Annotated in this window: 21 protein-coding genes and 1 tRNA gene; 9 read left to right on the top strand and 13 right to left on the bottom strand. The window is 73.4% G+C overall.

Going from position 1 to position 25,050, the window contains the following annotated elements:
- Nucleotides 1-69 precede the first annotated feature (69 nt).
- A complete protein-coding gene (locus tag ACI79P_RS06480) occupies nucleotides 70-744 on the top strand; it encodes a Crp/Fnr family transcriptional regulator (RefSeq protein WP_456580203.1) in 675 nt (224 codons plus the stop codon).
- A gap of 101 nt (nucleotides 745-845) precedes the next feature.
- Here ACI79P_RS06480 and ACI79P_RS06475 read toward each other — a convergent pair whose 3' ends face one another.
- Genes ACI79P_RS06475 through ACI79P_RS06465 form a run of 3 tightly spaced genes read right to left on the bottom strand, consistent with a single transcriptional unit; the run spans nucleotide 846 to nucleotide 2,280 of the window.
- Entirely contained in the window at nucleotides 846-1,637 is a 792-nt protein-coding gene (locus tag ACI79P_RS06475) for an NUDIX hydrolase (protein ID WP_456580202.1), read from the bottom strand.
- Nucleotides 1,634-2,113 (bottom strand): RidA family protein, encoded by a 480-nt coding sequence (locus ACI79P_RS06470; protein ID WP_456580201.1) that lies wholly within the window; start codon nucleotides 2,111-2,113, stop codon nucleotides 1,634-1,636. Before ACI79P_RS06470 ends, ACI79P_RS06475 begins: the two co-directional genes overlap by 4 nt.
- The gene (locus ACI79P_RS06465) at nucleotides 2,110-2,280 is read right to left on the bottom strand and encodes a hypothetical protein (protein ID WP_091929285.1); all 171 of its coding nucleotides are present in this window, start codon (nucleotides 2,278-2,280) and stop codon (nucleotides 2,110-2,112) included. Before ACI79P_RS06465 ends, ACI79P_RS06470 begins: the two co-directional genes overlap by 4 nt.
- Before the next feature lie 145 nt (nucleotides 2,281-2,425).
- On the opposite strand from ACI79P_RS06465, the gene ACI79P_RS06460 reads away from it, so the two are divergent.
- Genes ACI79P_RS06460 through ACI79P_RS06450 form a run of 3 tightly spaced genes read left to right on the top strand, consistent with a single transcriptional unit; the run spans nucleotide 2,426 to nucleotide 6,991 of the window.
- Complete coding sequence (locus ACI79P_RS06460; RefSeq protein ID WP_456580200.1) at nucleotides 2,426-3,418, top strand: ArsA-related P-loop ATPase; 993 nt, start codon at nucleotides 2,426-2,428, stop codon at nucleotides 3,416-3,418.
- A complete protein-coding gene (locus ACI79P_RS06455; RefSeq protein WP_456580199.1) occupies nucleotides 3,418-4,644 on the top strand; it encodes an ArsA family ATPase in 1,227 nt (408 codons plus the stop codon). Before ACI79P_RS06460 ends, ACI79P_RS06455 begins: the two co-directional genes overlap by 1 nt.
- A 40-nt stretch (nucleotides 4,645-4,684) precedes the next feature.
- A complete protein-coding gene (locus ACI79P_RS06450; protein WP_456580198.1) occupies nucleotides 4,685-6,991 on the top strand; it encodes a transglycosylase domain-containing protein in 2,307 nt (768 codons plus the stop codon).
- A 63-nt stretch (nucleotides 6,992-7,054) separates the two neighbouring features.
- On the opposite strand, the gene ACI79P_RS06445 is transcribed toward ACI79P_RS06450, so the two are convergent.
- Nucleotides 7,055-7,507 carry a GatB/YqeY domain-containing protein gene (locus tag ACI79P_RS06445; protein WP_456580197.1) on the bottom strand — a complete coding sequence of 151 codons (453 nt, stop codon included), beginning with the start codon at nucleotides 7,505-7,507 and terminating at the stop codon, nucleotides 7,055-7,057.
- 51 nt (nucleotides 7,508-7,558) lie between these two features.
- Between ACI79P_RS06445 and ACI79P_RS06440 the strand changes: the two genes are divergently transcribed.
- The 3 genes from ACI79P_RS06440 to ACI79P_RS06430 all read left to right on the top strand — a co-directional run bounded on the left by ACI79P_RS06440 (nucleotide 7,559) and on the right by ACI79P_RS06430 (nucleotide 10,468).
- Nucleotides 7,559-8,470, top strand: coding sequence for a metallophosphoesterase (locus ACI79P_RS06440; RefSeq protein ID WP_456580196.1), 912 nt, complete (start codon nucleotides 7,559-7,561; stop codon nucleotides 8,468-8,470).
- Between the two features lie 60 nt (nucleotides 8,471-8,530).
- Nucleotides 8,531-8,604, top strand: a tRNA-Pro gene (locus tag ACI79P_RS06435).
- Between the two features lie 67 nt (nucleotides 8,605-8,671).
- Complete coding sequence (locus ACI79P_RS06430) at nucleotides 8,672-10,468, top strand: prolyl oligopeptidase family serine peptidase (protein WP_456580195.1); 1,797 nt, start codon at nucleotides 8,672-8,674, stop codon at nucleotides 10,466-10,468.
- A gap of 65 nt (nucleotides 10,469-10,533) precedes the next feature.
- On the opposite strand, the gene ACI79P_RS06425 is transcribed toward ACI79P_RS06430, so the two are convergent.
- Both ACI79P_RS06425 and ACI79P_RS06420 read right to left on the bottom strand, forming a co-directional pair.
- Nucleotides 10,534-11,583, bottom strand: a complete 1,050-nt coding sequence (locus ACI79P_RS06425) for an aspartate-semialdehyde dehydrogenase (RefSeq protein WP_456580194.1) — start codon at nucleotides 11,581-11,583, stop codon at nucleotides 10,534-10,536.
- On the bottom strand, nucleotides 11,580-12,848 hold the full coding sequence (locus tag ACI79P_RS06420) for an aspartate kinase (RefSeq protein WP_456580193.1): 1,269 nt from the start codon (nucleotides 12,846-12,848) through the stop codon (nucleotides 11,580-11,582). Before ACI79P_RS06420 ends, ACI79P_RS06425 begins: the two co-directional genes overlap by 4 nt.
- Nucleotides 12,849-12,922: 74 nt before the next feature.
- Here ACI79P_RS06420 and ACI79P_RS06415 point away from each other — a divergent pair, with 74 nt between their 5' ends.
- A complete protein-coding gene (locus tag ACI79P_RS06415; protein WP_456580192.1) occupies nucleotides 12,923-14,518 on the top strand; it encodes a phospholipase D-like domain-containing protein in 1,596 nt (531 codons plus the stop codon).
- A 55-nt stretch (nucleotides 14,519-14,573) separates the two neighbouring features.
- On the opposite strand, the gene fdhA is transcribed toward ACI79P_RS06415, so the two are convergent.
- Nucleotides 14,574-15,788, bottom strand: coding sequence for a formaldehyde dehydrogenase, glutathione-independent (gene fdhA / locus ACI79P_RS06410; RefSeq protein ID WP_456580191.1), 1,215 nt, complete (start codon nucleotides 15,786-15,788; stop codon nucleotides 14,574-14,576).
- 783 nt (nucleotides 15,789-16,571) lie between these two features.
- On the opposite strand from fdhA, the gene leuA reads away from it, so the two are divergent.
- Entirely contained in the window at nucleotides 16,572-18,305 is a 1,734-nt protein-coding gene (gene leuA / locus ACI79P_RS06405; protein WP_456580190.1) for a 2-isopropylmalate synthase, read from the top strand.
- A gap of 24 nt (nucleotides 18,306-18,329) precedes the next feature.
- Here the strand turns inward: leuA and mnhG are convergent, their stop codons facing one another.
- Genes mnhG through ACI79P_RS06375 form a run of 6 tightly spaced genes read right to left on the bottom strand, consistent with a single transcriptional unit; the run spans nucleotide 18,330 to nucleotide 24,903 of the window.
- Nucleotides 18,330-18,779, bottom strand: coding sequence for a monovalent cation/H(+) antiporter subunit G (mnhG, locus tag ACI79P_RS06400; RefSeq protein WP_456580189.1), 450 nt, complete (start codon nucleotides 18,777-18,779; stop codon nucleotides 18,330-18,332).
- A complete protein-coding gene (locus ACI79P_RS06395; RefSeq protein WP_456580188.1) occupies nucleotides 18,776-19,102 on the bottom strand; it encodes a monovalent cation/H+ antiporter complex subunit F in 327 nt (108 codons plus the stop codon). Before ACI79P_RS06395 ends, mnhG begins: the two co-directional genes overlap by 4 nt.
- Nucleotides 19,099-19,701, bottom strand: a complete 603-nt coding sequence (locus tag ACI79P_RS06390; protein ID WP_456580187.1) for a Na+/H+ antiporter subunit E — start codon at nucleotides 19,699-19,701, stop codon at nucleotides 19,099-19,101. The genes ACI79P_RS06395 and ACI79P_RS06390 overlap by 4 nt, the downstream gene beginning before the upstream one ends.
- Nucleotides 19,698-21,494, bottom strand: coding sequence for a Na+/H+ antiporter subunit D (locus tag ACI79P_RS06385; protein ID WP_456580186.1), 1,797 nt, complete (start codon nucleotides 21,492-21,494; stop codon nucleotides 19,698-19,700). Before ACI79P_RS06385 ends, ACI79P_RS06390 begins: the two co-directional genes overlap by 4 nt.
- A complete protein-coding gene (locus ACI79P_RS06380; RefSeq protein ID WP_456580185.1) occupies nucleotides 21,491-22,021 on the bottom strand; it encodes a Na(+)/H(+) antiporter subunit C in 531 nt (176 codons plus the stop codon). Before ACI79P_RS06380 ends, ACI79P_RS06385 begins: the two co-directional genes overlap by 4 nt.
- Nucleotides 22,018-24,903 carry a Na+/H+ antiporter subunit A gene (locus tag ACI79P_RS06375; RefSeq protein WP_456580184.1) on the bottom strand — a complete coding sequence of 962 codons (2,886 nt, stop codon included), beginning with the start codon at nucleotides 24,901-24,903 and terminating at the stop codon, nucleotides 22,018-22,020. The genes ACI79P_RS06380 and ACI79P_RS06375 overlap by 4 nt, the downstream gene beginning before the upstream one ends.
- Nucleotides 24,904-25,050 lie beyond the last annotated feature (147 nt).

The raw sequence follows: 25,050 nt of genomic DNA, 5'->3' as shown, positions 1-25,050 counted from the left end.
GCACAGCCACCTAGACTCACGTCGGGCGCGGGCACCCCTGCGCCCGCAGACAGTGCGAGAGGACGTGCAGTGGACGAGGTGCTGGCCCAGTCGGGGCTCTTCCAGGGGCTCTCCGAGGATGCGGTGGACCCCGTCATCAGCCGTCTCGAGACGATCACCCTCCCCCGGGGCCGGGTGATCTTCAACGAGGGCGAGCCCGGCGACAGCCTCTACATCGTCATGACCGGCAAGATCAAGCTGTCCCGCCGGTCGCCCGACGGCCGGGAGAACGTGCTCGCGGTCATGGGTCCCTCCGACCAGTTCGGCGAGCTGTCGGTCTTCGACCCGGGGCCGCGCACGGCGACGGCCACCGCCGTCACCGACGTCAAGCTGGCCCGGATGCCGCAGTCGGTGCTGCTGCCCTGGATCGAGGCGCACCCGGAGATCGGCGAGCAGCTGCTGCGCGTGCTGGCCCGGCGCCTGCGCCGCACCAACGACTCGGTCGCCGACCTGATCTTCACCGACGTCCCCGGCCGCGTGGCCAAGGCGCTGCTGCAGATGGCCGACCGGTTCGGCAGCCGGGACAACGACGGGCTGCGGGTCAAGCACGACCTGACCCAGGAGGAGCTGGCCCAGCTGGTCGGCGCCTCCCGCGAGACGGTCAACAAGGCGCTCGCCGACTTCGTGCACCGCGGCTGGATCCAGCTCCAGGGCAAGTCCGTCGTCGTCCTGGACGAGGAGCGCCTGCGCCGCCGCGCGCGGTGACGGCACCCCACCGCTGAACGCCAGAGGCCCAGAACCCCCACGGTTCTGGGCCTCTCGCGTTCAGTGCTGCGGGCGGGGGGAACGGCACCTGGCCGCGAGCGTCACGAGGGAAGCGGCACGGCCAGCCGGATCCGGGTGCCGTCGGGCAGCACCGCCCAGCGGCCGTCGGGGGTCTCCTCGAACCGCGGGCTGATCGGGTGCATCGGCTCCGGCGGGGAGCCGGCCAGCGCGGCGGCCACGTCCGGGAACCCTGCGAGCTGGCCCAGCGTGTGGGACGTCGGCGGCAGCATCGGGCGGGTGCCGCCGTGCAGCTCGGCCAGCGCGGCGGCCGGGCTCAGCCAGGCGGCTTCGTCGGCCTCCCCCGAGACGTCCCGCGCCTCCTGGCCGACCGGCAGGGCGGCGGCGAAGAACTTGGTGTCGTAGCGGCGGGGCTCGACCGGCGGGGTGATCCAGTGCGCGAAGGGGCGCAGCAGGTCCGACCGCAGCACCAGCCCCCGGTCGGCGAGCAGCTCGGAGAGCGACAGCTCGCGGCTGAGCAGCCCCTGGCGCTGCCGCTCCCAGTCGTCGCCGGACACGTCCGGAACGACGCCACCGTCCGGCAGCCCCGCCAGCAGGACCCCGGCCTCCTCGAAGGTCTCGCGCACCGCGGCGCAGACCAGCTCGCGCGCCGTGCGCTCGTCGCAGCCGAAGGCGGTGGCCCACTGCGCCGGGGTGGGGCCGGTCCAGCCGATCTCCGTGTCGCCGTCGCGGGGGTCGACGCCCCCGCCGGGGTAGGCGGTCATCCCGCCGGCGAAGGGCATGCCCTTGGTGCGCCGCAGGAGGTACACCTCCAGCCCCGGCTCGCCGTCGCGCAGCAGCAGGACGGTCGCCGCCTGCTTGGGCTCGGCGCTCACCTCAGCTCGACGGTGAGCTCGACCTCCACGGGCGCGCCCAGCGGCAGCTCGGCCACACCGACGGCGCTGCGGGCGTGCTGCCCGGCCTCGCCGAAGATGCGGCCCAGCAGCTCGCTGGCGCCGTTGACGACCCGCGGCTGCCCGGTGAAGCCCTCGACGCTGGCGACGTAGCCCACCACGCGCACGATCCGGGCCACGGAGTCCAGCCCCACCAGGTCGTCGACGGCGGCCAGCGCGTTCAGCGCGCACACCTTGGCGTCGGCCGCGGCGGCCTCGACGTCGACCGACCCGCCGACCTTGCCGGTGCGGCGCAGCCCGCCGTCGACGAACGGCAGCTGACCCGAGGTGAACACCAGCGACCCGGCCCGCACGGCCGGCACGTAGGCCGCGACGGGCGCCGCCACCGCCGGCAGCCGGATGCCCAGCTCGGCGAGCCGGGCGTGCCAGCCCGGCGCCGGCGCACCGGGCGCGGTCACACCGGCCGCTTGAGGTAGGCGACCAGCTGCTCGGCGCCACCGGGGCCGGGGAGCACGGTCACCAGCTCCCACCCGTCGACGCCCCAGGAGTCGAGGATCGCCTTGGTGTTGTGGATCAGCAGCGGGATGGTCGCGTACTCCCACTTCTGGCGGGCAGTTTCGCTCATGACCCCGACGCTAGCGCAGCCGGTGACCTGACCGGGCGGCCCCGTGCAGGGCCCCGCTGGTGACCTGACCGGGCGGCCCTCCTGCAGGGTCCCGCCGTGAGCTCGCGAACGGCGGGGGGCAGGAGGGTCCTTCTAGGCTGGGGCGGTGCCCCCCGAACTGACACCCGCGCGCCTGCACGTGGTCACCGGCAAGGGCGGGACGGGCAAGACCACCGTCGCCGCAGCGCTGGCCCTGGCACTGGCCGCCGATGGGCGCTCGGTGCTCCTCGTGGAGACCGAGGGCCGGCAGGGCATCGCCCAGCTGTTCGACACCCCGCCGCTGCCCTACGAGGAGCGGCGGGTGGCCGTCGCCCGCGGCGGGGGCGAGGTGAAGGCGCTGGCCATCGACGTCGAGGAGGCGCTGCTCGACTACCTCGACATGTTCTACAACCTGCGGCGGGCGGGCCGGGCGCTGCGGAAGATGGGCGCCATCGACTTCGCCACCGCCATCGCCCCGGGGCTCCGCGACGTGCTGATCACCGGGAAGATCAAGGAGGCGGTCACCCGCCGGAAGGACGGTCGGCACGTCTACGACTTCGTCGTCGTCGACGCGCCGCCCACCGGGCGGATCACCCGCTTCCTCGGAGTCACCGGGGAGATGTCGCAGCTGGCGCGGTCCGGCCCGATCAAGACCCAGAGCGACGGCGTCATGGCGGTGCTGCGCTCCCCCGAGACGGCGGTGCACGTGGTGACGCTGCTGGAGGACATGCCCGTGCAGGAGACCGCGGACGCCATCACCGAGCTGCAGGCCGCCGGGCTGCCCTTGGGCTCGGTGGTGGTCAACATGGCCGCGGAGCCGGTGCTGCCGCCGGAGGCCCTGTCCCGCGCGGTCGCCGGCGAGCTGACCGCCGCGGAGCTCGCCCCCGCGCTGGGCGCCGCGCACCTGCCCGGCGCCGAGCAGCTCGCCGACGCACTGGTCTCCCAGGTCGTGGAGCACGCCCGGCGCTGGGCGTCGCAGGACGCGCTGCGCGCCCAGGTCGAGGGGCTCGGCCGCCCGATCGTCGAGATACCGCTGCTGCCGGGCCCGATGGACCTCGGCTGCCTCTTCGAGCTCGCCGGCCGGCTCGAGGACCACCTGGCCGCGGCGGTGACCCGCTGATGGCCGCGGACACGACGGCGGCCCGGGCGGCCGCCGGGTCCCGTGCGCCCCGTGAGGCGCCGGCTATGGACCTGGCCGCGCTGATCGAGGACCGGCAGACCCGCATCGTCGTCTGCTGCGGCGCCGGCGGCGTGGGCAAGACGACGACGTCCGCGGCCCTCGCGCTCGCCGCCGCGGAGGCAGGGCGCACCGTCGTCGTCCTGACGATCGACCCGGCCCGCCGGCTGGCCCAGTCCCTGGGGCTGACCGAGCTGGACAACGAGCCGCGGCAGGTCGACGTCCCCGGGGCGCCGGGCGAGCTGCACGCGATGATGCTGGACATGAAGCGGACGTTCGACGACATCGTCACCGCTCACTCCACGCCCGAGCGCGCCCAGCTGATCCTGGACAACCCCTTCTACCAGGCGCTCTCCTCCTCCTTCGCCGGGACGCAGGAGTACATGGCGATGGAGAAGCTGGGTCAGCTGCGGGCCAGCGACCAGTGGGACCTGATCATCGTGGACACCCCGCCGTCGCGGTCGGCGCTGGACTTCCTCGACGCCCCGAACCGGATGGGCCGCTTCCTCGACGGCACGATGATCCGGCTGCTGATGGCGCCCAGCCGGGCCGGGTTCAAGTTCGCCAGCGCCGGTTTCCTGCTGTTCAGCCGGATCGTCAGCAAGATCCTCGGCGGCCAGCTGCTGCGGGACATCTCCGCGTTCGTGTCCGCGCTGGACACCATGTTCGGCGGGTTCCGGGAGCGCGCCACCGCGACGTTCGAGCTGCTGCGCCGCCCCGGCACGTGGTTCGTCGTCGTCGCCGCCCCCGAGCCGGACGCCCTGCGCGAGGCCTCCTACTTCGTCGACCGCCTCTCCGCCGAGGGGATGCCGCTCGCCGGGCTCGTCGTCAACCGCACCCACCCCCCGGCCACCACGGCACTGTCGGCGACGCGGGCCGAGGGCGCCGCCGAGGAGGTCGCCGAGAGCGGCGACGACGGCGCCGCGCTGGCCGCCGCCGCGCTGCGGGTGCACGCCGAGCGCATGCAGCAGGCCATCCGCGAGCAGCACCTGGCCGACCGCTTCACCAGCGCCCACCCCGACGTCGCGCTGCGGACGGTGCCGGCCGCCGCCGGCGACGTGCACGACCTCGAGGGGCTGCGGGTGATGGCGGAGGCGCTGACCGGGCCGGACGACGACACGCCGACCGGCACGCCCCGCACGCGCGTCCTCCCCGCGCGCCGCGCCTGAGCACGGCTCTCACCCGTCCGGGCGACGTACCCTGACCGCGATGTCGGAGAACGCGCGCGCCACGACCCGTCTGCTCGCCAAGCTCGCCGCGACGATCGTCGTCGCCGGTGCGCTGCTGGCCGGACTCATGCTGCCCTGGATCGGAGGCACCGGCCTGGCGGCACGCAACTCCGTGTCCCTGCTGGACGCCCTGCCGGTGGAGCTCACCGACAAGACCCCTGCGGGCGTCACCCGGGTGCTGGCCTCCGACGGCTCGCTGATCACGAACTTCTACGAGCACAACCGCACCCCGGTGACCTCCGACCAGATCGCCGACGTCATGAAGCAGGCCCTCGTCGACATCGAGGACTCCCGCTTCTACGACCACAACGGCCTCGACGTGCAGGGCACCATGCGCGCGCTGGTGCGCAACGTCGCTGCCGGTTCGGTGCAGGAGGGTGGCTCCACCCTCACCCAGCAGCTGGTGAAGCAGACCCTGCTGCAGACGGCGACGACGGAGGAGGACCGGGAGGCCGCCGACGCCGAGACAGTCGGGCGCAAGCTGCGGGAGGCGCGGCTCGCGCTGGCTTTGGAGGACACCTACTCCAAGGACGAGATCCTCACCCGCTACCTGAACATCGTCTACTTCGGGCAGGGCGCCTACGGCATCCAGGCCGCCGCCCAGCGCTACTTCAGCGTGAACGCCGCGGACCTCACCCTGCCCCAGGCGGCGATGCTCGCCGGGCTGGTGCAGAGCCCGTTCTACGACGAGCCGATCAACAACCCGGAGAACGCCCAGATCCGGCGCAACCAGGTGCTGCAGCGCATGCACGACCTGGGTCACGTCACCGAGCAGGAGCTCGCGGAGATCACCCCGCAGCCGGTGCAGGTGGCGCCGGGCCAGGCACCGCCGAACGGCTGCATCGACGCGACCATCGGCGGCTTCTTCTGCGACTTCACCCGGCAGCACCTGATCCAGGACCTGGGGCTCACCAAGGCGCAGCTGGAGAAGGGCGGGCTGACGATCACCACGACGCTGCGCCCGGACATGCAGATCGCCGGCGACCAGGCCGTGCTGGACACCGTGGCCATGGGCGCGGGGACCGTCGCCGTCTACGACGTGATCGAGCCCGGCACCGGCAAGGTGCTCGCGATGAGCGTCAACCGCCGCTTCGGCTGCGACGCCCCGGACTGCGAGTCAGTCAACTTCGCGACCATCCCGACGAAGGGCTCGGGGTCCACCTTCAAGACCTTCGTCGCGGCCGCCGCGCTGGAGCAGGGCCTGCCGGCCAGCCACACCATCACCACGAACGAGCCCTACCGGTCCACGGTCTACGAGAGCTACAACCCCGAGACCCGGCGGATCGAGCCGTACTCGGTCGGCAACGTGGGCAACAGCTACCCGCGCACGCTGACCATGACCCAGGCGCTGTACATGTCCTCCAACACCTACTTCCTGGCGCTGGAGGACGCGCTCGGCCGCATCGAGCCGGCCGTCCGCATGGCCGAGCGCCTGGGCATGACCTTCGACTACTCGGTCACCCAGACCCCGGCGCAGCAGATCATCGACGAGAACCGGCCGTCCTTCGCCTTCGGCACCGACGGCGTGAGCCCGCTCGACCTGGCCAACGCCTACGCGACGATCGCCGCCGGCGGGGTCAAGTGCACCCCGACCCCGGTGCTGTCGATCACCACGCCGAACGGCGAGCCGCTCCTCGGCGAGGACGGGCAGCCCGTGGTCGGGGAGAACGCCTGCGAGCAGGTGATCGAGCCGGGCCTCGCGAACACGCTGAACCAGATGATGATCAAGGACGTCCAGCCGGGGAACCCGCTGCAGACCGGTGCCCGCGCGCACATCCCCGGCCACCAGATCGCCGGCAAGACCGGCACGGTGAACGAGCGGGATTCCGTGGCCTTCGTGGGGACGACGCCCCGGTTCGCCGCCAGCGTCATGCTGTTCCGCCCGCGGGACACCAACGACGTCGGCAGCTACGGCGGTGGGCTGCCGGCCGGCATCTGGCGCCAGGCGATGGCGCCGATCCTGACCAGCCAGGAGCCTGTGCCGTTCCCGCCGGCCGACCCGCGGTACGCCGGTCGCGGCGTCGACGCCCCGCCGGAGGTCAGCAGCCCGTTCCGGCCCGACGACAACGCGTCCAGCCGTTCGGGCAACCGGTCCGCGAACACCGGCGGCAGCACCACCCCACCGCCGGCGCCTGAGGCACCGCCGCAGCCGGAGCAGCCGGCCGGGACGGAGCAGCCGGCCGAGCCCGCGACCGAGCAGCCGGCGGCCGGGGCCGCGACGGAGCAGCCGTCGGCCGGGGCCGGGATCCCGGCCCCGGACACGGACGAGGTCACCGTCACGGACTGACCTGGCGCACGACGAGGGGCCGGACCCACGGGTCCGGCCCCTCGCGCGTTCTCCGGGCGGCGGTCAGCCGAGCTGGCGGCGGACCTCCGCGGCGACCCGGGAGCCCTCGGCGCGGCCGGCCACGACACCGTTGGCGGCGCCCATGACCTTGCCCATGTCCTTCATGCCGGAGGCGCCGGTGCGGGTGATGACGTCGGCGACGATCGCGGCGAGGTCGGCGTCCTCGAGCTGTGCGGGCAGGTAGCCGGCCAGCACCTCGCCCTCGGCCTGCTCGCGGGCGGCCTGCTCGCTGCGCCCGGCGGAGCCGAAGGCCTCCGCGGCCTCGCGGCGCTTCTTCGCCTCGCGGCGGAGCACGGCCTGCACCTCGTCGTCGCTGAGCTCTCGCGACTCCTTGCCCGACACCTCCTCGGCGCTGACGGCGGCCAGCACCATGCGCAGCGTGGCGGTGCGCAGCTCGTCGCGGGCCTTCATGGCGGTGGTCAGGTCGGTGCGCAGCTGTTCCTTGAGGTCGGACACGGCTCCAGCCTGACACGACGCCGTCCCCGGGTGCGCCCGTAGGCTCGGCGGGTGCGCTGGTACACCGCCCTCCCCACCGCCGCCGTCGCCTCGGCCGCGGCCGTGACCGCCTACGCGAGCCTCTACGAGCGCACCCGCTGGACGCTGCGCCGCTTCGACGTCCCGGTGCTCGCCCCCGCGTCGGCCCCGCTGACGATCCTGCAGCTCTCCGACCTGCACATGACGGCCGGGCAGCGCAGCAAGCAGGAGTGGGTCGCGGGGCTGGCCGCGCTCGAGCCGGATCTGGTGATCAACACCGGCGACAACCTCGCGGGCTTCGACGCCGTGGCGCCCACCCTGCGCGCGATGGACCCCCTCATGGACCGGCCCGGGGCCTTCGTCCTCGCCAGCAACGACTACTTCGCCCCGCGGCCGAAGAACCCGTTGAAGTACTTCAAGCGCGACCACGAGCGCGTGCACGGCGAGGAGCTGCCCTGGCACGACCTGCGCGACGGCATGCGCGGGCGCGGCTGGCTGGACCTCACCAACGCCGCGGGCGAGCTCACCGTCGGCGGACGGCGGATCGTCTTCGCCGGCGTCGACGACTCGCACCTGCGGCGGGACCGCTACGACCTGGTCGCCGGCCCCGCTGACCCTGCGGCCGACGTCCGGATCGGCCTGGCGCACTCTCCCGAGCCGCGGGTGCTCGACCGGTTCGCCGCCGACGGCTACGACCTGCTGCTGTGCGGCCACACCCACGGCGGCCAGCTGCGGGTGCCGTTCTACGGCGCGCTGGTCACCAACTGCGGCATCGACCGCGACCGCGTGCGCTGGCTGCACCGCTGGGCGGAGCCGACGCCGGAGCACCCGGCCGGCACCTGGCTGCACGTGTCGGCGGGGCTGGGCACCAGCCCCTATGCACCCGTGCGCTTCGCCTGCCCACCCGAGGCGACGCTGCTGACGCTCACGGCGCGGCCCTCCTGAACCGCCGGTCCCCCGCCGCCGAGCCGCCCCGCGCGTACCGCTAGACTCGTCGACGCACCTCGGGGTGTGGCGCAGCTTGGTAGCGCGCGTCGTTCGGGACGACGAGGCCGCAGGTTCAAATCCTGTCACCCCGACCCTCAGCTCAGGGGCCGCCGCGAGGCGGCCCCTGAGTCGTTCCCGGGCCGCTGCGAGGATGGACGCGTGACCGCTGAGCAGACCGCATCCGCCGCCCTACCCCCCGAGGTCACCGCCCGCTGGCAGGCCCGCTTCCGCGCACCCCGGGTGTCGTTGCCCGACTGGGCCGAGGACGCGCCGCACCGGAACCTGTACAGCTCCGACGTCAGCGGCGTCGTCGAGCAGTACGCCTGGGACCGCGAGACCGGCACGCACCGCCAGGTCACCGACCGGCCCAACGGCACGCTGATCGCGACGCTGGACCGCGACGGGTCGACCATCTGGTGGTTCGCCGACACCGACGGCGACGAGTTCGGCGTCTGGATGACCCAGCCCTTCGGGGGCGGCGAGGACACCGTCGCCGTCCCCGAGGTCGGTCCGGCCTACCCGGCAGGGCTGGAGCTGGGCCGGGAGCTGGTCGCGATCGGCCGCAGCACCGACGAGGGCAGCGAGCTGTGGGTGGCGCCCACCGGCGGGACGCCCCGCGTGGTCTACCGGCACCCCGACCCGGCGTCGGTCGACGCGCTGACCCGCGACGACGAGCTGCTGGTCGTCTCGCACTCCGAGCACGGCGACCCGCGCTACCCGGCGCTACGCGTGCTGCGGACCTCCGACGACGCCGTCGTGGCGGAGAAGTGGGACGGCGAGGGCCGCGGGCTGCACGCCCTGGAGTTCGCGCCGCTGCCCGGTGACCGCCGGCTGCTGGTCGGGCACGAGCGCCGCGGCCGCGAGGAGCTGCTGGTCTGGGACGTCGCCGCCGACTCCGAGACCGAGATCGTGCTCGACCTGCCCGGCGACGTGACCGCCGGCTGGTACCCCGACGGCTCGGCGCTGCTGGTGGGCCACGACCACGCGGCCCGCAGCGAGCTCTACCGCTACGCCCTCGCCACCGGTGCGCTGGAGAAGCTGGACACCCCGCCGGGCGTCGTCCGCGGCGCCACCGCCCGCCCCGACGGCTCCGTGGAGCTGGCCTGGTCGAACTCCGAGCGCCCGCCGGTCATCCGCCGCGCCGACGGCCCCGTGGTGCTCTCGGTCTCCGACCAGGAGCCGCCCGCGGCCTACCCGGTCGAGGACCGGTGGGTCCCCGGCCCGGGCGGCGACGTGCACGCGCTGCTGGTGCGCCCGGCGGGCGACGGGCCGCACGCGACGGCGTTCCTGGTGCACGGCGGCCCGGAGGCGGCCGACGACGACTCCTACCGCGCCCGACGGGCGGCCTACGTGGACGCCGGCTACGCGGTCGTGCACGTCAACTACCGCGGCTCGACGGGCTACGGCTCGGCCTGGCGCGACGCGCTGACCGGGCGCCCGGGGCTCACCGAGCTCGAGGACGTCGGCGCGGTCTACGACGCGCTGGTGGCCGAGGGCGTCGTCGACCCGAAGCGGGCGCTCCTCAGCGGCGGCTCGTGGGGCGGGTTCCTCACCCTGCTGGGCCTGGGCACGCAGCCCGAGCGCTGGGCGGCCGGGATCGCCGAGGTCCCGGTGGCCGACTACCTGGCCGCCTACGAGGACGAGATGGAGGGCCTGCGGGCCTACGACCGGGCGCTCTTCGGCGGCTCCCCGGAGGAGGTGCGCGACGCCTACGTGCGCTCCTCCCCCATCACCTACGTCGACGCCGTCGCCGCGCCGGTGCTGGTCGTCGCCGGCGCCAACGACCCGCGCTGCCCGATCCGGCAGATCGACAACTACCTGGGCGAGCTGGAGCGGCTGGGCACGGCGCACGAGGTCTACCGCTTCGACGCCGGTCACGGCTCGCTGGTGATCGAGGAGACGATCCGCCAGGTCGAGGTGGCGCTCTCCTTCGCGCTACGACACGTAAAGCCATAGCTCCCGCGGTGATCATCGTCATCCGGCTGCGCCCACCGGCGTGGCGGGCAGCCGGATGACGATGATCAACGACGGGAGGCGGCGATCAACTCGGCGATCTGGACGGTGTTGAGGGCCGCGCCCTTGCGCAGGTTGTCGTTGCTCACGAAGAGCACGAGCCCGCGGCCGTCGTCCACGCTCTGGTCCTGCCGGATGCGGCCCACGTAGCTGGGGTCACGACCGGCGGCCTGCAGCGGGTTCGGGACGTCGGAGAGCTCGACCCCGGGCGCCGCCCGCAGCAGCTCGGTGGCCCGCTCGACCGAGAGGGGCCGGGCGAACTCGACGTTCAGCGACAGCGAGTGCCCGGTGAACACCGGCACGCGCACGCAGGTGCCCGCGACCCGGAGGTCGGGGATGCCGAGGATCTTGCGGCTCTCGTTGCGGAGCTTCTGCTCCTCGTCGGTCTCGAACGAGCCGTCGTCGACGACGGAGCCCGCCATCGGGAGGACGTTGAAGGCGATCGGGGCGACGTACTTCACCGGGTCGGGGAAGGCCACGGCCGACCCGTCGTGGGCGAGCGCGTCGGCCTTCTCCACCACGGCCTTCGCCTGGCCGTGCAGCTCCTCGACGCCGGCCACCCCGCTGCCCGAGACCGCCTGGTAGGTGCTGGCGACGATCCGGGTCAGCTGCGCCTCGTCGTGCAGCGGCTTGAGCACCGGCATCGCGGCCATGGTGGTGCAGTTCGGGTTGGCGATGATGCCCTTGCGGATCTCGCCCAGCGCCTGCGGGTTGACCTCGCTGACGACCAGGGGGACGTCGGGGTCGCGCCGGAACGCCGAGCTGTTGTCGATCACGGTCACGCCCGCCTCGGCGAACCGCGGCGCCTGCGCCCGCGAGGTGGTGGCCCCTGCGGAGAAGATCGCGATGTCCAGCCCCGCCGGGTCGGCGGTGGCGGCGTCCTCGACGGTGATCTCGCCGCCGGCCCAGGGCAGCGTGCTGCCGGCCGAGCGGGCGGAGGCGAAGAAGCGCAGCTCGGCGAGGGGGAAGGCGCGCTCCGCGAGGAGGTCGCGCACCACCCGCCCGACCTGCCCGGTCGCGCCGACGATGCCGACGCGCAGCCCACCGTTCGTGCTCATCGTCCGGTCCCTCCGTAGACCACGGCCTGGGCCTCGTCGGTGCCCAGGTCGAAGGCGTCGTGCACCGCGCGGACGGCGATGTCGACGTCGGTGTCGCGGCAGACCACGGAGATGCGGATCTCCGAGGTGCTGATCAGCTCCAGGTTGACGCCCGCGTCGGCCAGCGCGCCGAAGAACTTCGCCGAGACGCCCGGGTGGGAGCGCATGCCCGCACCCACCAGGCTCACCTTCCCGATGTGCTGGTCGAAGCTGACGTCGGTGTAGCCGACGGTGTGCTTGACCTTCTCGAGGGCGGCCAGCGCTGCGGGGCCGTCGCTCTTGGGCAGCGTGAAGGAGATGTCGGCGAGCTTGGAGGCCTCGGCCGACACGTTCTGCACGATCATGTCGATGTTGACCTCGGCGTCGGCGAGGACGCGGAAGATCTGCGCCGCCTCGCCCGGCCGGTCGGGCACCCCGAACACGGTGATCTTGCCCTCGGAGCGGTCGTGCGCGACGCCGGAGATGATCGCCTGTTCCACGGTGAGGTCCTCCATCGAGCCGGTCACGGTCGTGCCGGGGAGCTGGGAGTAGGAGCTGCGGACGTGCACGGGGATGCCGTAGCGGCGGGCGTACTCGACGCAGCGGAGCATGAGCACCTTGGCCCCGGAGGCGGCGAGCTCCAGCATCTCCTCGTAGGTGATGGTGTCGAGCCGCCGGGCGTTCGGGACGATCCGCGGGTCGGCCGTGAAGACACCGTCGACGTCGGTGTAGATCTCGCAGACGTCGGCGTTCAACGCCGCCGCGACGGCGACGGCGGTGGTGTCCGAGCCGCCGCGCCCCAGCGTGGTGATGTCCTTGGTGTCCTGGCTGACGCCCTGGAACCCGGCGACGATGACCACCGACCCCTCGTCGAGCGCCGACTTGAGGCGGCCGGGGGTGACGTCGATGATCCGCGCCTTGCCGTGGCTGGACGTGGTGATGACGCCGGCCTGCGACCCGGTGAAGGAGCGGGCCTCGTAGCCGTGCTCGGAGATCGCGATCGCCAGCAGCGCCATCGAGATCCGCTCGCCGGCGGTGAGCAGCATGTCCAGCTCACGACCGGGCGGGTCGTCGGTGATCTGGCTCGCCAGGTCCAGCAGCTCGTCGGTGGTGTCGCCCATGGCGGAGACCACGACCACGACGTCGTCGCCGTTGTTCTTGGCCGCGACGATCCGCTCCGCGACGCGCTTCATGTGCTCTGCGGAGGCGACGGACGAGCCGCCGTACTTCTGGACGACGAGGGCCACGGGACATGAGGCTACCGAGGTCGTCCACGGCACGAGCGCTTGCATCCGGCGGGCCCGACCGTTGTGATCATCGTGTGGACGATCCGAGTCGCTGGCTGCTCACCGCGGAGGAGCGCGGCAACCCGGGCACCCCCCTCCCCGCCTGGACCGACGGCAACCTGGTCCGTCCGCTCGTCCACGGTTCGGCGTACTTCCAGCGGCTCGTCGAGGTGGTCGAGCAGCTGGGCGAGAGCGACCGCCTGTGGTTCACCGACTGGCGCGGCGACCCCGACCAGCGACTCCGCCCGGAGGGGCCGACCGTGGACGAGCTGTTCAGCGCGGCCTCGCGCCGCGGCGTCGACGTGCGCGGTCTGGTGTGGCGCTCGCACACCGACGCCCTCTCCTACAGCAAGGAGCAGAACCGGTCGCTGGACCGGGAGATCGAGGAGGACGGCGGGAAGGTCGTGCTCGACCAGCGCGTGCGCCGGGTCGGCAGCCACCACCAGAAGATCGTGGTCATCCGCTGCCCCGCCGACCCCTCGCTCGACGTCGCCTTCGCCGGCGGGATCGACCTGTGCCACAGCCGCCGCGACGACGCCGTGCACGAGGGCGACCCGCAGGCGGTCGACATGGCCTCCGGTTACGGGCCCACCCCGCCGTGGCACGACGTGCAGGCCGAGATCCGGGGGCCGGCGGTGGCCGTCCTGGACACCGCGTTCCGCGAGCGCTGGGACGACCCGACCAGCCCCGTGCAGGGGAACCCGATCGCGTACGTCGTCGACCGGTTCCGCCACGCCCGGCTGGACCACTCCCCGCTGCCCCCCGAACTGCCGCCGCCCCCGCCGTGCGGTCCGCACTTCGTGCAGACTCTGCGCACCTACCCGAAGATCCGCCCGCGCTACGACTTCGCCCCCGAGGGCGAGCGTTCCATCGCCCGGGGGTACACCAAGGCGGTCAAGGAGGCCCGGCGGCTGATCTACCTGGAGGACCAGTACCTCTGGTCCTCGGAGGTCGCGCAGCTGTTCGCCGACGCCCTGACCGACAACCCCGGGCTGCACCTGGTCGTCGTCGTCCCCCGGATCCCCGACCAGGAGGGCGCGTTCAACGCGACGCCGCAGTACGTCGGCCGCCGGCAGGCGATCGACCTGTGCATCCGGGCGGGCGGGGTGGACCGGGTCCACGTCTTCGACGTCGAGAACCACGCCGGGACGCCGGTCTACGTGCACTCCAAGGTCTGCGTGGTCGACGACGTGTGGGCCAGCATCGGCAGCGACAACTTCAACCGCCGTTCGTGGACGCACGACAGCGAGCTGTCCACCGCGGTCCTCGACAGCACCCGCGATCCCCGCGAGCCGCTGGACCCGGCCGGGAAGGGCGACGGCGCGCGCACCTTTGCCCGGGACCTGCGGCTGGAGCTGGCCCGAGAGCACCTCGACCTGGCGGCGGACGGCAGCGAGGACGAGCTGCTGATCGACCCGGAGCGCTTCGTCGCGACGCTCGAGCAGCGGGCCGGCGCGCTCCAGGAGTGGCACGACGGCGGACGACGGGGAACCCGGCCGCCCGGGCGGCTGCGGCCGCACCGGCCGGAGAAGCTCGGCCGGCTCACCAAGCTCTGGGCCACGCCGGTCTACCGGATGCTGGTGGACCCCGACGGCCGACCGCTGCGCCTGCGGCTGCGCAAGCAGTTCTGACCGGCTGACGGGGCGACGGCCGGAGCGCGCCGCCCCGCCGGCGGTCAGGCTGTCATCAGGCCACCATGCCGTGCGGATCGAGCACGTACTTCTTCGCCGCGCCGCTGTCGAAGTCGGCGTACCCCTGCGGCGCCTGGTCGAGCGGGATGACCGTGGCGTTCACCGCCTTCGCGATCTGCACCTTGTCGTGCAGGATCGCCATCATCAGCTGGCGGTTGTACCGCATGACGGGGCACTGGCCGGTGGTGAAGGACAGGGACTTGGCCCAGCCGGTGCCGAGGCTCAGCGACAGGGAACCGACCTTGGCCGCCTCGTCGATGCCGCCGGGGTCTCCGGTGACGTAGAGGCCCGGGATGCCGATGGCCCCACCGGCCGCCGTCAGCTCCATGAGGGAGTTGAGGACCGTGGCCGGCGCCTCGGTCGCCGAGCCCTCACCGTGCCCGCGGGCCTCGAAGCCCACGGCGTCGACCGCGCAGTCCACCTCGGGGACGCCGAGGATCTGCTCGATCTGGTCCTTGGGATCGCCCTGGGAGATGTCCACCGTCTCGCACCCGAAGCTGCGCGCCTGCGCGAGGCGTGCCTCCACCAGGTCGGCGACGACGACGACGGCCGCCCCCAGCAGCTGCGCGCCGACGGCGGCGGCCAGGCCGACCGGCCCCGCACCGGCGATGTACACCGTGGAGCCGGGCTTCACCCCGGCCGTGACGCAGCCGTGGAACCCGGTCGGGAAGATGTCCGAGAGCATCGTGAGGTCGCGGATCTTCTCCATCGCCTGGTCCCGGTCGGGGAACTTCAGCAGGTTCCAGTCCGCGTAGGGGACCATCACGTACTCGGCCTGACCGCCCACCCAGCCGCCCATGTCCACGTAGCCGTAGGCGGCGCCGGGGCGGGCGGGGTTGACGTTGAGGCAGATCCCGGTCTTGCCCTCCTTGCAGTTGCGGCACCGGCCGCAGGCGATGTTGAACGGCACCGAGACGAGGTCGCCGACCTCGATGAACTCGACGTCGCGGCCCCGCTCGACCACCTCGCCGGTGATCTCGTGCCCCAGCACGAGGTTCTCGGGAGCGGTGGTGCGGCCCCGCACCATGTGCTGGTCACTGCCGCAGATGTTGCTGGTGACGACCTTGAGGATGACCCCGTGCTCGGTCTTGCGGCCGATGTTCGCGGGATTCACCCCCGGGCCGTCCTGCAGCTCCAGCTTCGGATAGGGGATGTCCTGCACCTCGACCTTGCCGGGGCCGGTGTAGGCGACGCCTCTGTTGCCTGCCATGTGTCCGTTTCCCTCCATGAGCCTGGATGCGCGGCGGGCCGGGCCCGATCCGCGCCGTGTTGCGACGCTCCTGACCGCACTGCCGGGTGCGGTCGCCGACTCACCTCCTCCGGTCGGGCCGGTCCACGTCGTGCGATCGGCCTGCTGACGGTCGGTCGCGCCAGCCGGTGACCCCGCACCGGCGCGCCGACGAGCCGGGCCACCCGGGAGGGCCCACGTCGGTGCAGGGGAGGCGGCGGGCCCCGGTGAGGACGACGGTCACCGAGGGGTCGATGTGCGCCTCGGACGTGGTCCCGGACGGACGGGTGACCAGCGCGTTCACCCGGGGCCTACGTGGTCGAGCTCTCCGTCGCCGCCGACGGTCCGGGCCGCCACGCCCGACCCCGGACCGGGGACCACGAGCAGTGCCGTCCCGACCAGGTCCGCGGCACGACGCCGGTCGAACGAGCCCGACATGACGCCCCCCTCTGGACGCTCACCCCGCACATGTGTCGCGCATCACACTCTGGCCCCTGGTGACCTGGCGCGCAACGCACGAGGCCCCCGGCGCGACGAGCGCGTGCTGACGATCCCCGCCGTGGACCGCCCGTGCGCTGCGATCAGGGCCGATCCGCTGCTACCGTGGCGCCGTGCGCGGCAGCCTCCTGCTTACCCGCCGCGGCGAGGCCCTCTCCTAGGTCGGCTTCCTCGCCGCGGGGTTCCGGCGTCCCCGGCGTCCGCTGACCGTCCCCGGAGCCGTGCGCACTCCGCGCACGGCAGCCCGTACCAGGAGCCCTCCCCCCCATGAGCGAGACCCACCCGCACGCCCGGCACCCCCAGCAGCCGTCCGGCATGCCGATCCACCGCTACGCGCCCTTCGCCCCGGTGACGCTGCCCGACCGCACCTGGCCCGACGTCGTGACGACGCAGGCCCCGCGCTGGTGCGCCGTCGACCTGCGCGACGGCAACCAGGCGCTGATCGACCCGATGACGCCCGACCGCAAGCGGCGGATGTTCGAACTGCTCGTCCGCATGGGCTACAAGGAGATCGAGGTCGGCTTCCCGGCGGCGAGCCAGACCGACTACGACTTCGTCCGCCAGCTGATAGAGGACGACCTGGTCCCGGACGACGTGACGATCCAGGTGCTCACCCAGGCCCGTGACGAGCTGATCGAGCGCACCTTCGAGTCCCTGCGCGGGGCGAACCAGGCGATCGTCCACCTCTACAACTCCACCTCCACGCTGCAGCGGAGGGTCGTCTTCGGCTCCGACCGCGCCGGCATCGTCGACATCGCCGTCCACGGCGCGCAGGTCGTGCGCAAGCTCGCCGAGCAGATGGGCGACACCGACATCCGGTTCGAGTACTCCCCCGAGTCGTTCACCGGCACCGAGCTCGACTTCGCCGTCGAGATCTGCGACGCCGTCACCGACGTCTGGGAGCCCACCCCCGACCGGCCGACGATCCTCAACCTGCCGGCCACGGTGGAGATGGCCGAGCCGACGGTCTACGCCGACCAGGTCGAGTGGATGCACCGCAACCTGGGCCGGCGGGACTCGGTGATCCTGAGCCTGCACCCGCACAACGACCGCGGCACCGCCGTCGCCGCGGCCGAGCTCGGCTACCGGGCCGGCGCCGACCGCATCGAGGGCTGCCTGTTCGGCAACGGCGAGCGCACCGGCAACGTCGACCTGGTCACCCTCGGGCTGAACCTGTTCAGCCAGGGCATCGACCCGCAGATCGACTTCTCCGACATCGACGAGATCCGCCGCACCGTCGAGTACTGCAACCAGCTCGGAGTCCACGAGCGGCACCCCTACGGCGGCGACCTCGTCTACACCGCCTTCTCCGGCTCCCACCAGGACGCCATCAACAAGGGCTTCAAGGCGCTGCAGGCCGACGCGGCCGCGGCCGGGGTCCCGGTCGAGCAGCAGACGTGGGCCGTGCCGTACCTGCCGATCGACCCCAAGGACGTCGGTCGCAGCTACGAGGCCGTGATCCGGGTGAACAGCCAGTCCGGCAAGGGCGGCGTCGCCTACATCATGAAGACCGAGAACCACCTGGACCTGCCGCGCCGGCTGCAGATCGAGTTCAGCGCCGTGGTCCAGCGGCACACCGAGGACGAGGGCGGCGAGGTGACCGCCGAGCAGATGTGGACGGCGTTCTCCAACGAGTACCTGCCCGACGCCGACGCCCCATGGGGGCGCTTCTCGCTCAGCGGCCACCGGCACACCGCGCACGCCGACCAGCTCGACGAGGTGGTCGTGGAGCTCGTCGACTCGGGCGTACCGGTGACGGTGGAGGGCCGCGGCAACGGCCCGATCGCCGCGTTCGTGGACGCGCTGAAGACCGTCGACGTCGACGTCCGCGTGCTGGACTACGCCGAGCACGCCATGTCCGCCGGCGGCGACGCCCGCGCGGCGGCCTACGTCGAGTGCGCCGTCGGCGACCGGGTGCTGTGGGGCGTGGGCATCGACCCGAACATCCTCACCGCCTCCCTGCGCGCCATCGTCTCCGCGGTCAACCGCGCTGAGCGCTGATCCGGCCGGGACGGGGCGCGCCGCTCAGCGCGCCCCGTCCTCCCGCTCCTCGCGGCGGCTCTCCGCCAGCGCCCGCCCCGGGTCCTCCGGCGGGGCGTCGGCCGGCTCGTCGCCGCGGTAGACCCGGTCGGGCCGGCGTTCGGTGTGCAACTCGTCGACCAGCAGCAGATCGCGGCGCACGTGCCGGCGCCGGTAGGCGACCCGGCTGATCATGTGCGCGCTCACGGGTGCGGTGAGCATCTGGAAGACCGCGACCAGCAGCAGCATCCACGTCGCCGACCAGCCCTGCAGCCGGATCGCTCCCCCCACCATGATCAGCAGGACCCCGAGCACCTGCGGCTTGGTGCCCGCGTGCATCCGGGCGAGCACGTCGGGGAAGCGCAGCAGCCCCAGCCCCGCGGTCAGGCACAGCACCGAACCCAGCAGCACCAGCGCGACGGCGATCCAGTCGCCCACGGTCTCGACGCCGTTCACCGCGACACCTCCCCGTCGGCCGGCCGGTCGTCGACGTCGATCCCCTGCGTGCCCAGGTTCGAGTGGATGAGCATGCCGCCGATGTAGCGGGCCACCGACACCGAGCCGACGAACGCCAGCAGCGACACCACGACGAGCACGGGCACCACCGTGGGATCCCGCTCCAGCGTCGCGTGGACGGCCAGCCCGGCCGCGATGATCACCAGCAGCGTGTCGGTGGCGACCACCCGGTCGAGCAACGAGGGGCCCAGCGCCAGCCGCACCAGCGCGAGCAGCGCCCCGGTGCCCAGCAGGAGGTAGGCCGCCCAGAAGACGACGGTCACGGTGTCCTCCGCCCCTCGCCGACGGAGTCGGTCGGGGCGCCGGCGCTGACGGCCGCCACCTCGTCGGGCGAGCCGAACGCCCGGACCACGCGCTCCTCCATGGTCAGCACCGACTCCCGCTGGCGCTCCACGTCGCGCGCGCCGGTCACGTGCAGGATGTGCAATGCCAGCCGCCGCTGCTCCCGGTCCATGTCGATGACCATCGACCCGGGTACCAGCGTCAGGGCCTCGGTGATGATCGTCAGCAGCAGGTCGGAGTCCGTGCGCAGCTGCACCATGATGATCGCGCTGCGGCTGATGCCGCTCGGGCGCACCGTCTGCCACGCCACCTGGGCCCCGGAGGTGACCAGGTCGGCCAGGAAGGTGCCGACGAACGCCAGCAGCCGGACCGGGCGCACGGTGACGCCGCCGACCACCGGCGGCAGCGGCAGCAGCAGCGTCACGGCCAGCGCGACCACCGCACCGGACAGCAGGTTGGCCCACGACCACGTGCCCCAGAGCAGGTTCCACACCAGCACCAGCCAGACCAGCAGGGGCAGCTGGTGGCGCAACTGGTGGGCCATGCCGCTGCCGGCGCTCTCGCGCGGCGCCCCGCTCACGGGGCGTTCTCCGCGTCGACGACCGCCGTCACGTACGGACGGCGGTCGAGCAGGTCGCCCGCCGCGCGGTCGGCCACCGCGTACAGCGGCCCGGCCAGGACGGTGAGCGACACGGTCACGGTGACCATCGCGGCGGTGGCGGCGAGCATGACCCGCGGCAGCGGCCGGTCCGGCCGGACCTGCTCCGGGTCCTCGCCGAAGCCGTCGGTGGCCGGCGTCGTCGCCGTCGCCACCGCCGTGTGCCGCTCCCAGGCCGCCCGCCGCGCCGCCGAACGGCCGGGACCGGCGGCGTTCGCGGCACCCGGGACCGTGGCATCCACCGGTACCGGCTCCCTGTCGTCCGTGGGCCCGGGGCCGTCGGCCTGCGGCTCACCGGGCTCGGGCGTGGGCGGCTGGGGCAGCGGCTCGGGGTGGAGCTCGGGCCCCGCGTCCGCCGCCGCGGCGGCGTCGGTGTCCCCGGCCGGCGCATCGGCCGGTGGCCGCCAGAACGCCCGGGTCCACACCCGCGAGACCGCGAGCAGGGTGAGCAGGCTGGTGACCGCGCCACCGGCCACGAGGACCAGGGGCAGCCACCCGCCGTCGGCCACGCCCGCCTCGAGCAGCCCCAGCTTCCCGATGAACCCGGAGAACGGGGGGATGCCGGCCAGGTTCATGGCGGGGACGAAGAAGAGGACGGCGAGCAGCGGCGAGGCCTTGGCCAGGCCGCCCAGCCGGTCGACCGCCGTCGCCCCGCCCTGCCGCTCGACCAGACCCGCGACGAGGAAGAGCGTGGTCTGGATGGCGATGTGGTGGACGACGTAGAAGACGGCGCCGGCCAACCCCGCCCGGGAGGCCAGCGCGATGCCGAACACCATGTACCCGATGTGGCTGACCAGGGTGAACGACAGGATCCGCCGGATGTCGGCCTGCGCCACGGCGCCGAGGATGCCGATCAGCATGGTGGCCAGGGCCGCCCACATGAGCACCGTGTCCAGCCCGCCACCGGGGAAGAGCAGCGTCTGCGTGCGGATGATCGCGTACACGCCCACCTTGGTCAGCAGCCCGGCGAACACCGCGGTGACCGGAGCGGGTGCGGTCGGGTAGCTGTCGGGCAGCCACGCCGACAGCGGGAAGACCGCCGCCTTGATCGAGAAGGCGATCAGCAGCAGCGCGTGGATGAGCAGCTGCGTGCCCTCGGGCAGCTCCCCCAGCCGCCCGGCCAGCTGGGCCATGTTGACCGTGCCGGTCGAGGCGTAGACCAGGGCGATCGCGGCGAGGAACAGCAGCGAGCTGAGCAGGCTGACGATGATGTAGGTGACGCCCGCGCGGATCCGGGGTGCCGAGCCGCCGAGGGTCAGCAGCACGTAGCTGGCGGTCAGCAGGATCTCGAAGCCGACGTAGAGGTTGAACAGGTCGCCGGCGAGGAAGGCGTTGGCCACGCCCGCCATGAGCACCAGGAACGTCGGGTGGAAGATCGACACCGGCGCCTCCACGTCGCCGTCGGCCGCACCCTGGCCGACCGCGAAGACGAGCACGCCCAGGCCCACGGTGAAGGCGACCACGAGCATCAGCGCCGACAGCCGGTCGACGACCAGGACGATGCCCAGCGGCACCTCCCAGCCGCCCAGCGACACCGCCACCGCCCCCTGGGCGTCGGCGAGGAAGAGCAGCGCCACCGACACACCGAGGACCGTGGTCAGCACCAGGATGCTCAGCGTGCGCTGCACCCGCGGGTGCCGGCCACCGACCAGCAGGGCGGCCGCCGCGCCCAGCAGCGGCAGCAGCACCGGAAGCGGGCTGAGGATGCCGGTCACGAGCGCCTCCGCCGGGTGGGCGGCAGGTCGACGTCGTCGGACGGGACGCCGGCGTAGTGCCGCCGCAGCAGCTCCTCCACGTCGTCCCCCTCGCCGTGCAGGCTGTCGGCGTGCCCGGCCGGCCGGTCCTCGGGGGCGAGGTCGTCGGGGTCGATCTCGTCGGCGTCGGTGCCCGAGCGGGCAGCCACCCGCCGGTCCTCCTCGTCGATCCCGACGACCTCCTGGCGGACGAGCCGCCAGGAGCGGTAGATCAGGGCCAGCAGGAACGACGCGATGCCGAAGGTGATGACGATCGCGGTGAGGACGAGCGCCTGTGGCAGCGGGTCGCTCATCTCCTCGGGCTCGGCGAAGCCCACGATGGGCGCCAGCCCCGTCGGCCCCCCGGCGGAGAGCAGCAGCAGGTTGGTCGCGTTGCCCAGCAGCAGGAAGCCGAGCAGGACGCGGGTGAGGCTGCGGTCCATCAGCAGGTACACGCCGGCGGCGTAGAGGCCCGCGACGATGACCGGCAGGACGACGGTGGGGGTCATCGGAGCACCACCTCGTCCGGGCCGACCTCGATCGGGTCCTTCTCGTCGGCCTGGCGGTCGAGCTCCGCCCCGAGGCTGCGGAGCACGTCGAGGACCAGGCCGATCACGATCAGGTAGACCCCCGCGTCGAAGAAGAGTGAAGTGACGAGCTTGACGTCGCCCAGCACCGGCAGCGTCGTCTCGAGGATCGCCGTCTCCAGCACCTCGGCGCCGAGCACCAGCCCCATGGCGCCGGTCCCGCCGGCGAACAGCAGCCCCGCGCCCAGCAGCAGACCCGGGTCGACCGGCGCCGCCTCGCCGAGCTCGTAGCGGCCGCCGGCCAGGTAGCGGAGCACGAGCGCCAGCCCCGCGACGAGCCCGCCGGCGAAGCCTCCGCCGGGCTGGTTGTGCCCGCTGAACAGCAGGTAGACGGAGAACACGACGATGGTGTGGAACAGGATGCGGGTGATCACCTCGAGCACCACCGAGCGCCGCTCGGGCGAGAGCGCCGCCGTCGCCGAGAGCCACTGCCGCCGGGGCGCCCGGCGCGACCGGCGGGCGGCGCGGGCCGCCCGCACCGGGTCCAGCCGCTCCACCACGCCGGTGCGCCGCCGGAGGAAGACCAGGCTGGCCACGCCCGTGGCCGCGACGACCAGCAGGGAGATCTCACCGAGCGTGTCCCACGCCCGGAGGTCGACCAGCGTCACGTTGACGACGTTGCTGCCACCGCCGATCTCGTACGCCGCCTCGGGGAAGTCGACCGACACCGGCGTCGCCTCGCGGGCGCTCAGGGTCACCGCGCCGACCGCGCCCATGAACAGCCCCACGCCCGCGGCGATCACCCCGCGGACCGCCCGCTCGCCGGGCCGGTGCCGCTCGGAGATGTCCTTGGGCAGCTTGCGCAGGACCAGCACGAAGACGACCAGGGTGAGGGTCTCGACGAGGAACTGGGTGAGCGCGAGGTCGGGGGCGCCCTGCAGGGCGAAGAGGACGGCGAGGCCGTAACCGGTGACGCCGACGACCAGCACCGCCGACAGCCGCTGGCGGATCCGCAGCGCCATGACGGCGGCGAGCAGCACCACCGCCCCGACCAGCGCCTGGATCGGGGTGTCCCACGCCCGCCACTCCCCCGGCCACGGCGCCCGGAACAGCAGGATCGACCCGGGCAGGGCCAGGACGACGACGAGGATGGTGCCCAGGTAGGCCGGCAGCGAGCCGCGCTGGGTGGTGCCGGTGACCAGCACCGCGAGCCGGTCGAGAGCCTGCATGGTGTTCCAGTAGCCCTCGTCGGCCGAGGCGCCGACGGCCCGCCGCTGCTGGAAGCGGAACACCGCCGAGCGCGCGGCGAAGAGCGCCGCGCCGCCGAGCAGGGTGAGCGCCGACAGCGCCAGGGCCGGCTGCCAGCCGTGCCACAGCGCCAGCTTCTCGGCCTCCTCGGCCACCAGCGGCAGCCCGTCGGCGTACCCGGCGACCAGCGGCTCGAGCAGGGGGCTGAACGGTCCGGCGAGCAGCCCGGTCAGCGCCAGCGCCGCGGGGGCGGCGAGGAAGAGCGCGTGCGGCGGGTGGAGCAGCTCGGCGGGCTCTTCCGGTTCCAGGCCCGGCTTGCGGGCGAAGGCGCCCCACAGGAAGCGCAACGTGTAGGCGGCGGTGAGCACCGAGCCGAGCACCAGCCCGACGAGGACGACGACGGCCGCCGTCCGGTCGGGCAGCCCGCCGTCCCACAGCGCGGTGAACGCCGCCTCCTTGCCGACGAACCCGAGCAGCGGGGGGACACCGGCCATGCTGAGCGCGGCGAGCGTCCCGATCACCGCCACCACGGGCAGCCGCCGGCCCAGCCCGGACAGCCGGCGCAGGTCACGGGTGCCGGTGGCGTGGTCGACGACCCCGACGGTGAGGAAGAGCGTGGACTTGAACAGCCCGTGCGCCAGCGTCATGGCCAGCCCGGCGGCGGCCAGCTCCCGGCTCCCCCCGCCGACGAGCACCATGAGGAAGCCCAGCTGGCTGACCGTGCCGAAGGCCAGCAGCAGCTTGAGGTCGTTCTGGCGCAGCGCGCGGTAGCCGCCGACCAGCATCGTGGCCAGGCCCAGGCCGAGCACGACCGGCCGCCAGCCGGGCACGTCGGCGAACCCGGGGGCCAGCCGCGCCACCAGGTAGATGCCGGCCTTCACCATGGCGGCGGCGTGCAGGTAGGCGCTGACCGGGGTGGGCGCCTCCATGGCGGCGGGCAGCCAGAAGTGGAACGGGATCATCGCGGACTTGGTGACCGCGCCGACGACGACCAGCATCGTCCCGGCCACCAGCAGCGGACCGCTGCCCGGGTCGGCGACCACCTCCGACAGCAGGTAGCTGCCGCTGGTCTCGCCGAGCATGATCAGCCCGACGAGCATGGCCAGCCCGCCCGCGGTGGTCAGGATCAGCGCCTGGCTGGCCGCCCGCCGGGCCGCCAGCTTCGCCCCCGAGCCGCCGATGAGCAGGAACGAGAAGACGGTCGTGAGCTCCCAGAAGACGTAGAGCATCAGCAGGTCGTCGGCCAGGACCAGGCCCAGCATGGAGCCCGCGAACGCGGTGAGGTTGCCGGCGAACCGCGGCGTCCCCTCGTCGCCGGGCTCGAAGTAGCGCGCGCAGTAGACCATCACCAGCGCGCCGACCCCGGTGACCAGCAGAGCGAAGGTGAGCGACAGGGCGTCCAGCCGGAGGGCCACCTCGAGGCCGAGGGCCGGCACCCAGGGGACGGTCTCGGTGACCGCGCCGCCGCCGGTCACCGTGGCCAGCCGGGTCAGCACCCACGCGAAGCCCACCGCCGGCACCAGCGCCAGCGCCAGGAAGGCGTTCCGCCCCCACCAGCGCACGAGCAGCGGTGCCACCAGCGCGGCCAGCAGGTGCAGCAGCAGGACAGCGAGCACGGGTCTCCGGGAGTCTCGGTGGGCTCGGGGACGACCACAGACGTCCAGGGACGGCCGGCGGTGGCCTCAGATTACGGCCGGACCCCGACGTCCGCCCGGCGTGACCAGCCCGCTCTCGTAGGCGAAGGCGACCGCGCCTGACCCACC

The sequence above is a fragment of the Blastococcus sp. SYSU DS0510 genome (assembly GCF_054050835.1).
The sequence above is the reverse complement of the archived record's forward strand: the minus strand, read 5'-3'. Positions and strand labels throughout refer to the sequence as shown.

What these genes read in the sequence shown, in the direction of transcription:
- ACI79P_RS06425 (WP_456580194.1), bottom strand. Translation starts at nt 11,583, where the DNA reads ATGAGCACGAACGGTGGGCTGCGCGTCGGCATCGTCGGCGCGACCGGG.
- ACI79P_RS06450 (WP_456580198.1), top strand. Translation starts at nt 4,685, where the DNA reads ATGTCGGAGAACGCGCGCGCCACGACCCGTCTGCTCGCCAAGCTCGCC.
- fdhA (WP_456580191.1), bottom strand. Translation starts at nt 15,788, where the DNA reads ATGGCAGGCAACAGAGGCGTCGCCTACACCGGCCCCGGCAAGGTCGAG.
- leuA (WP_456580190.1), top strand. Translation starts at nt 16,572, where the DNA reads ATGAGCGAGACCCACCCGCACGCCCGGCACCCCCAGCAGCCGTCCGGC.
- ACI79P_RS06380 (WP_456580185.1), bottom strand. Translation starts at nt 22,021, where the DNA reads ATGACCCCCACCGTCGTCCTGCCGGTCATCGTCGCGGGCCTCTACGCC.
- ACI79P_RS06465 (WP_091929285.1), bottom strand. Translation starts at nt 2,280, where the DNA reads ATGAGCGAAACTGCCCGCCAGAAGTGGGAGTACGCGACCATCCCGCTG.
- ACI79P_RS06455 (WP_456580199.1), top strand. Translation starts at nt 3,418, where the DNA reads ATGGCCGCGGACACGACGGCGGCCCGGGCGGCCGCCGGGTCCCGTGCG.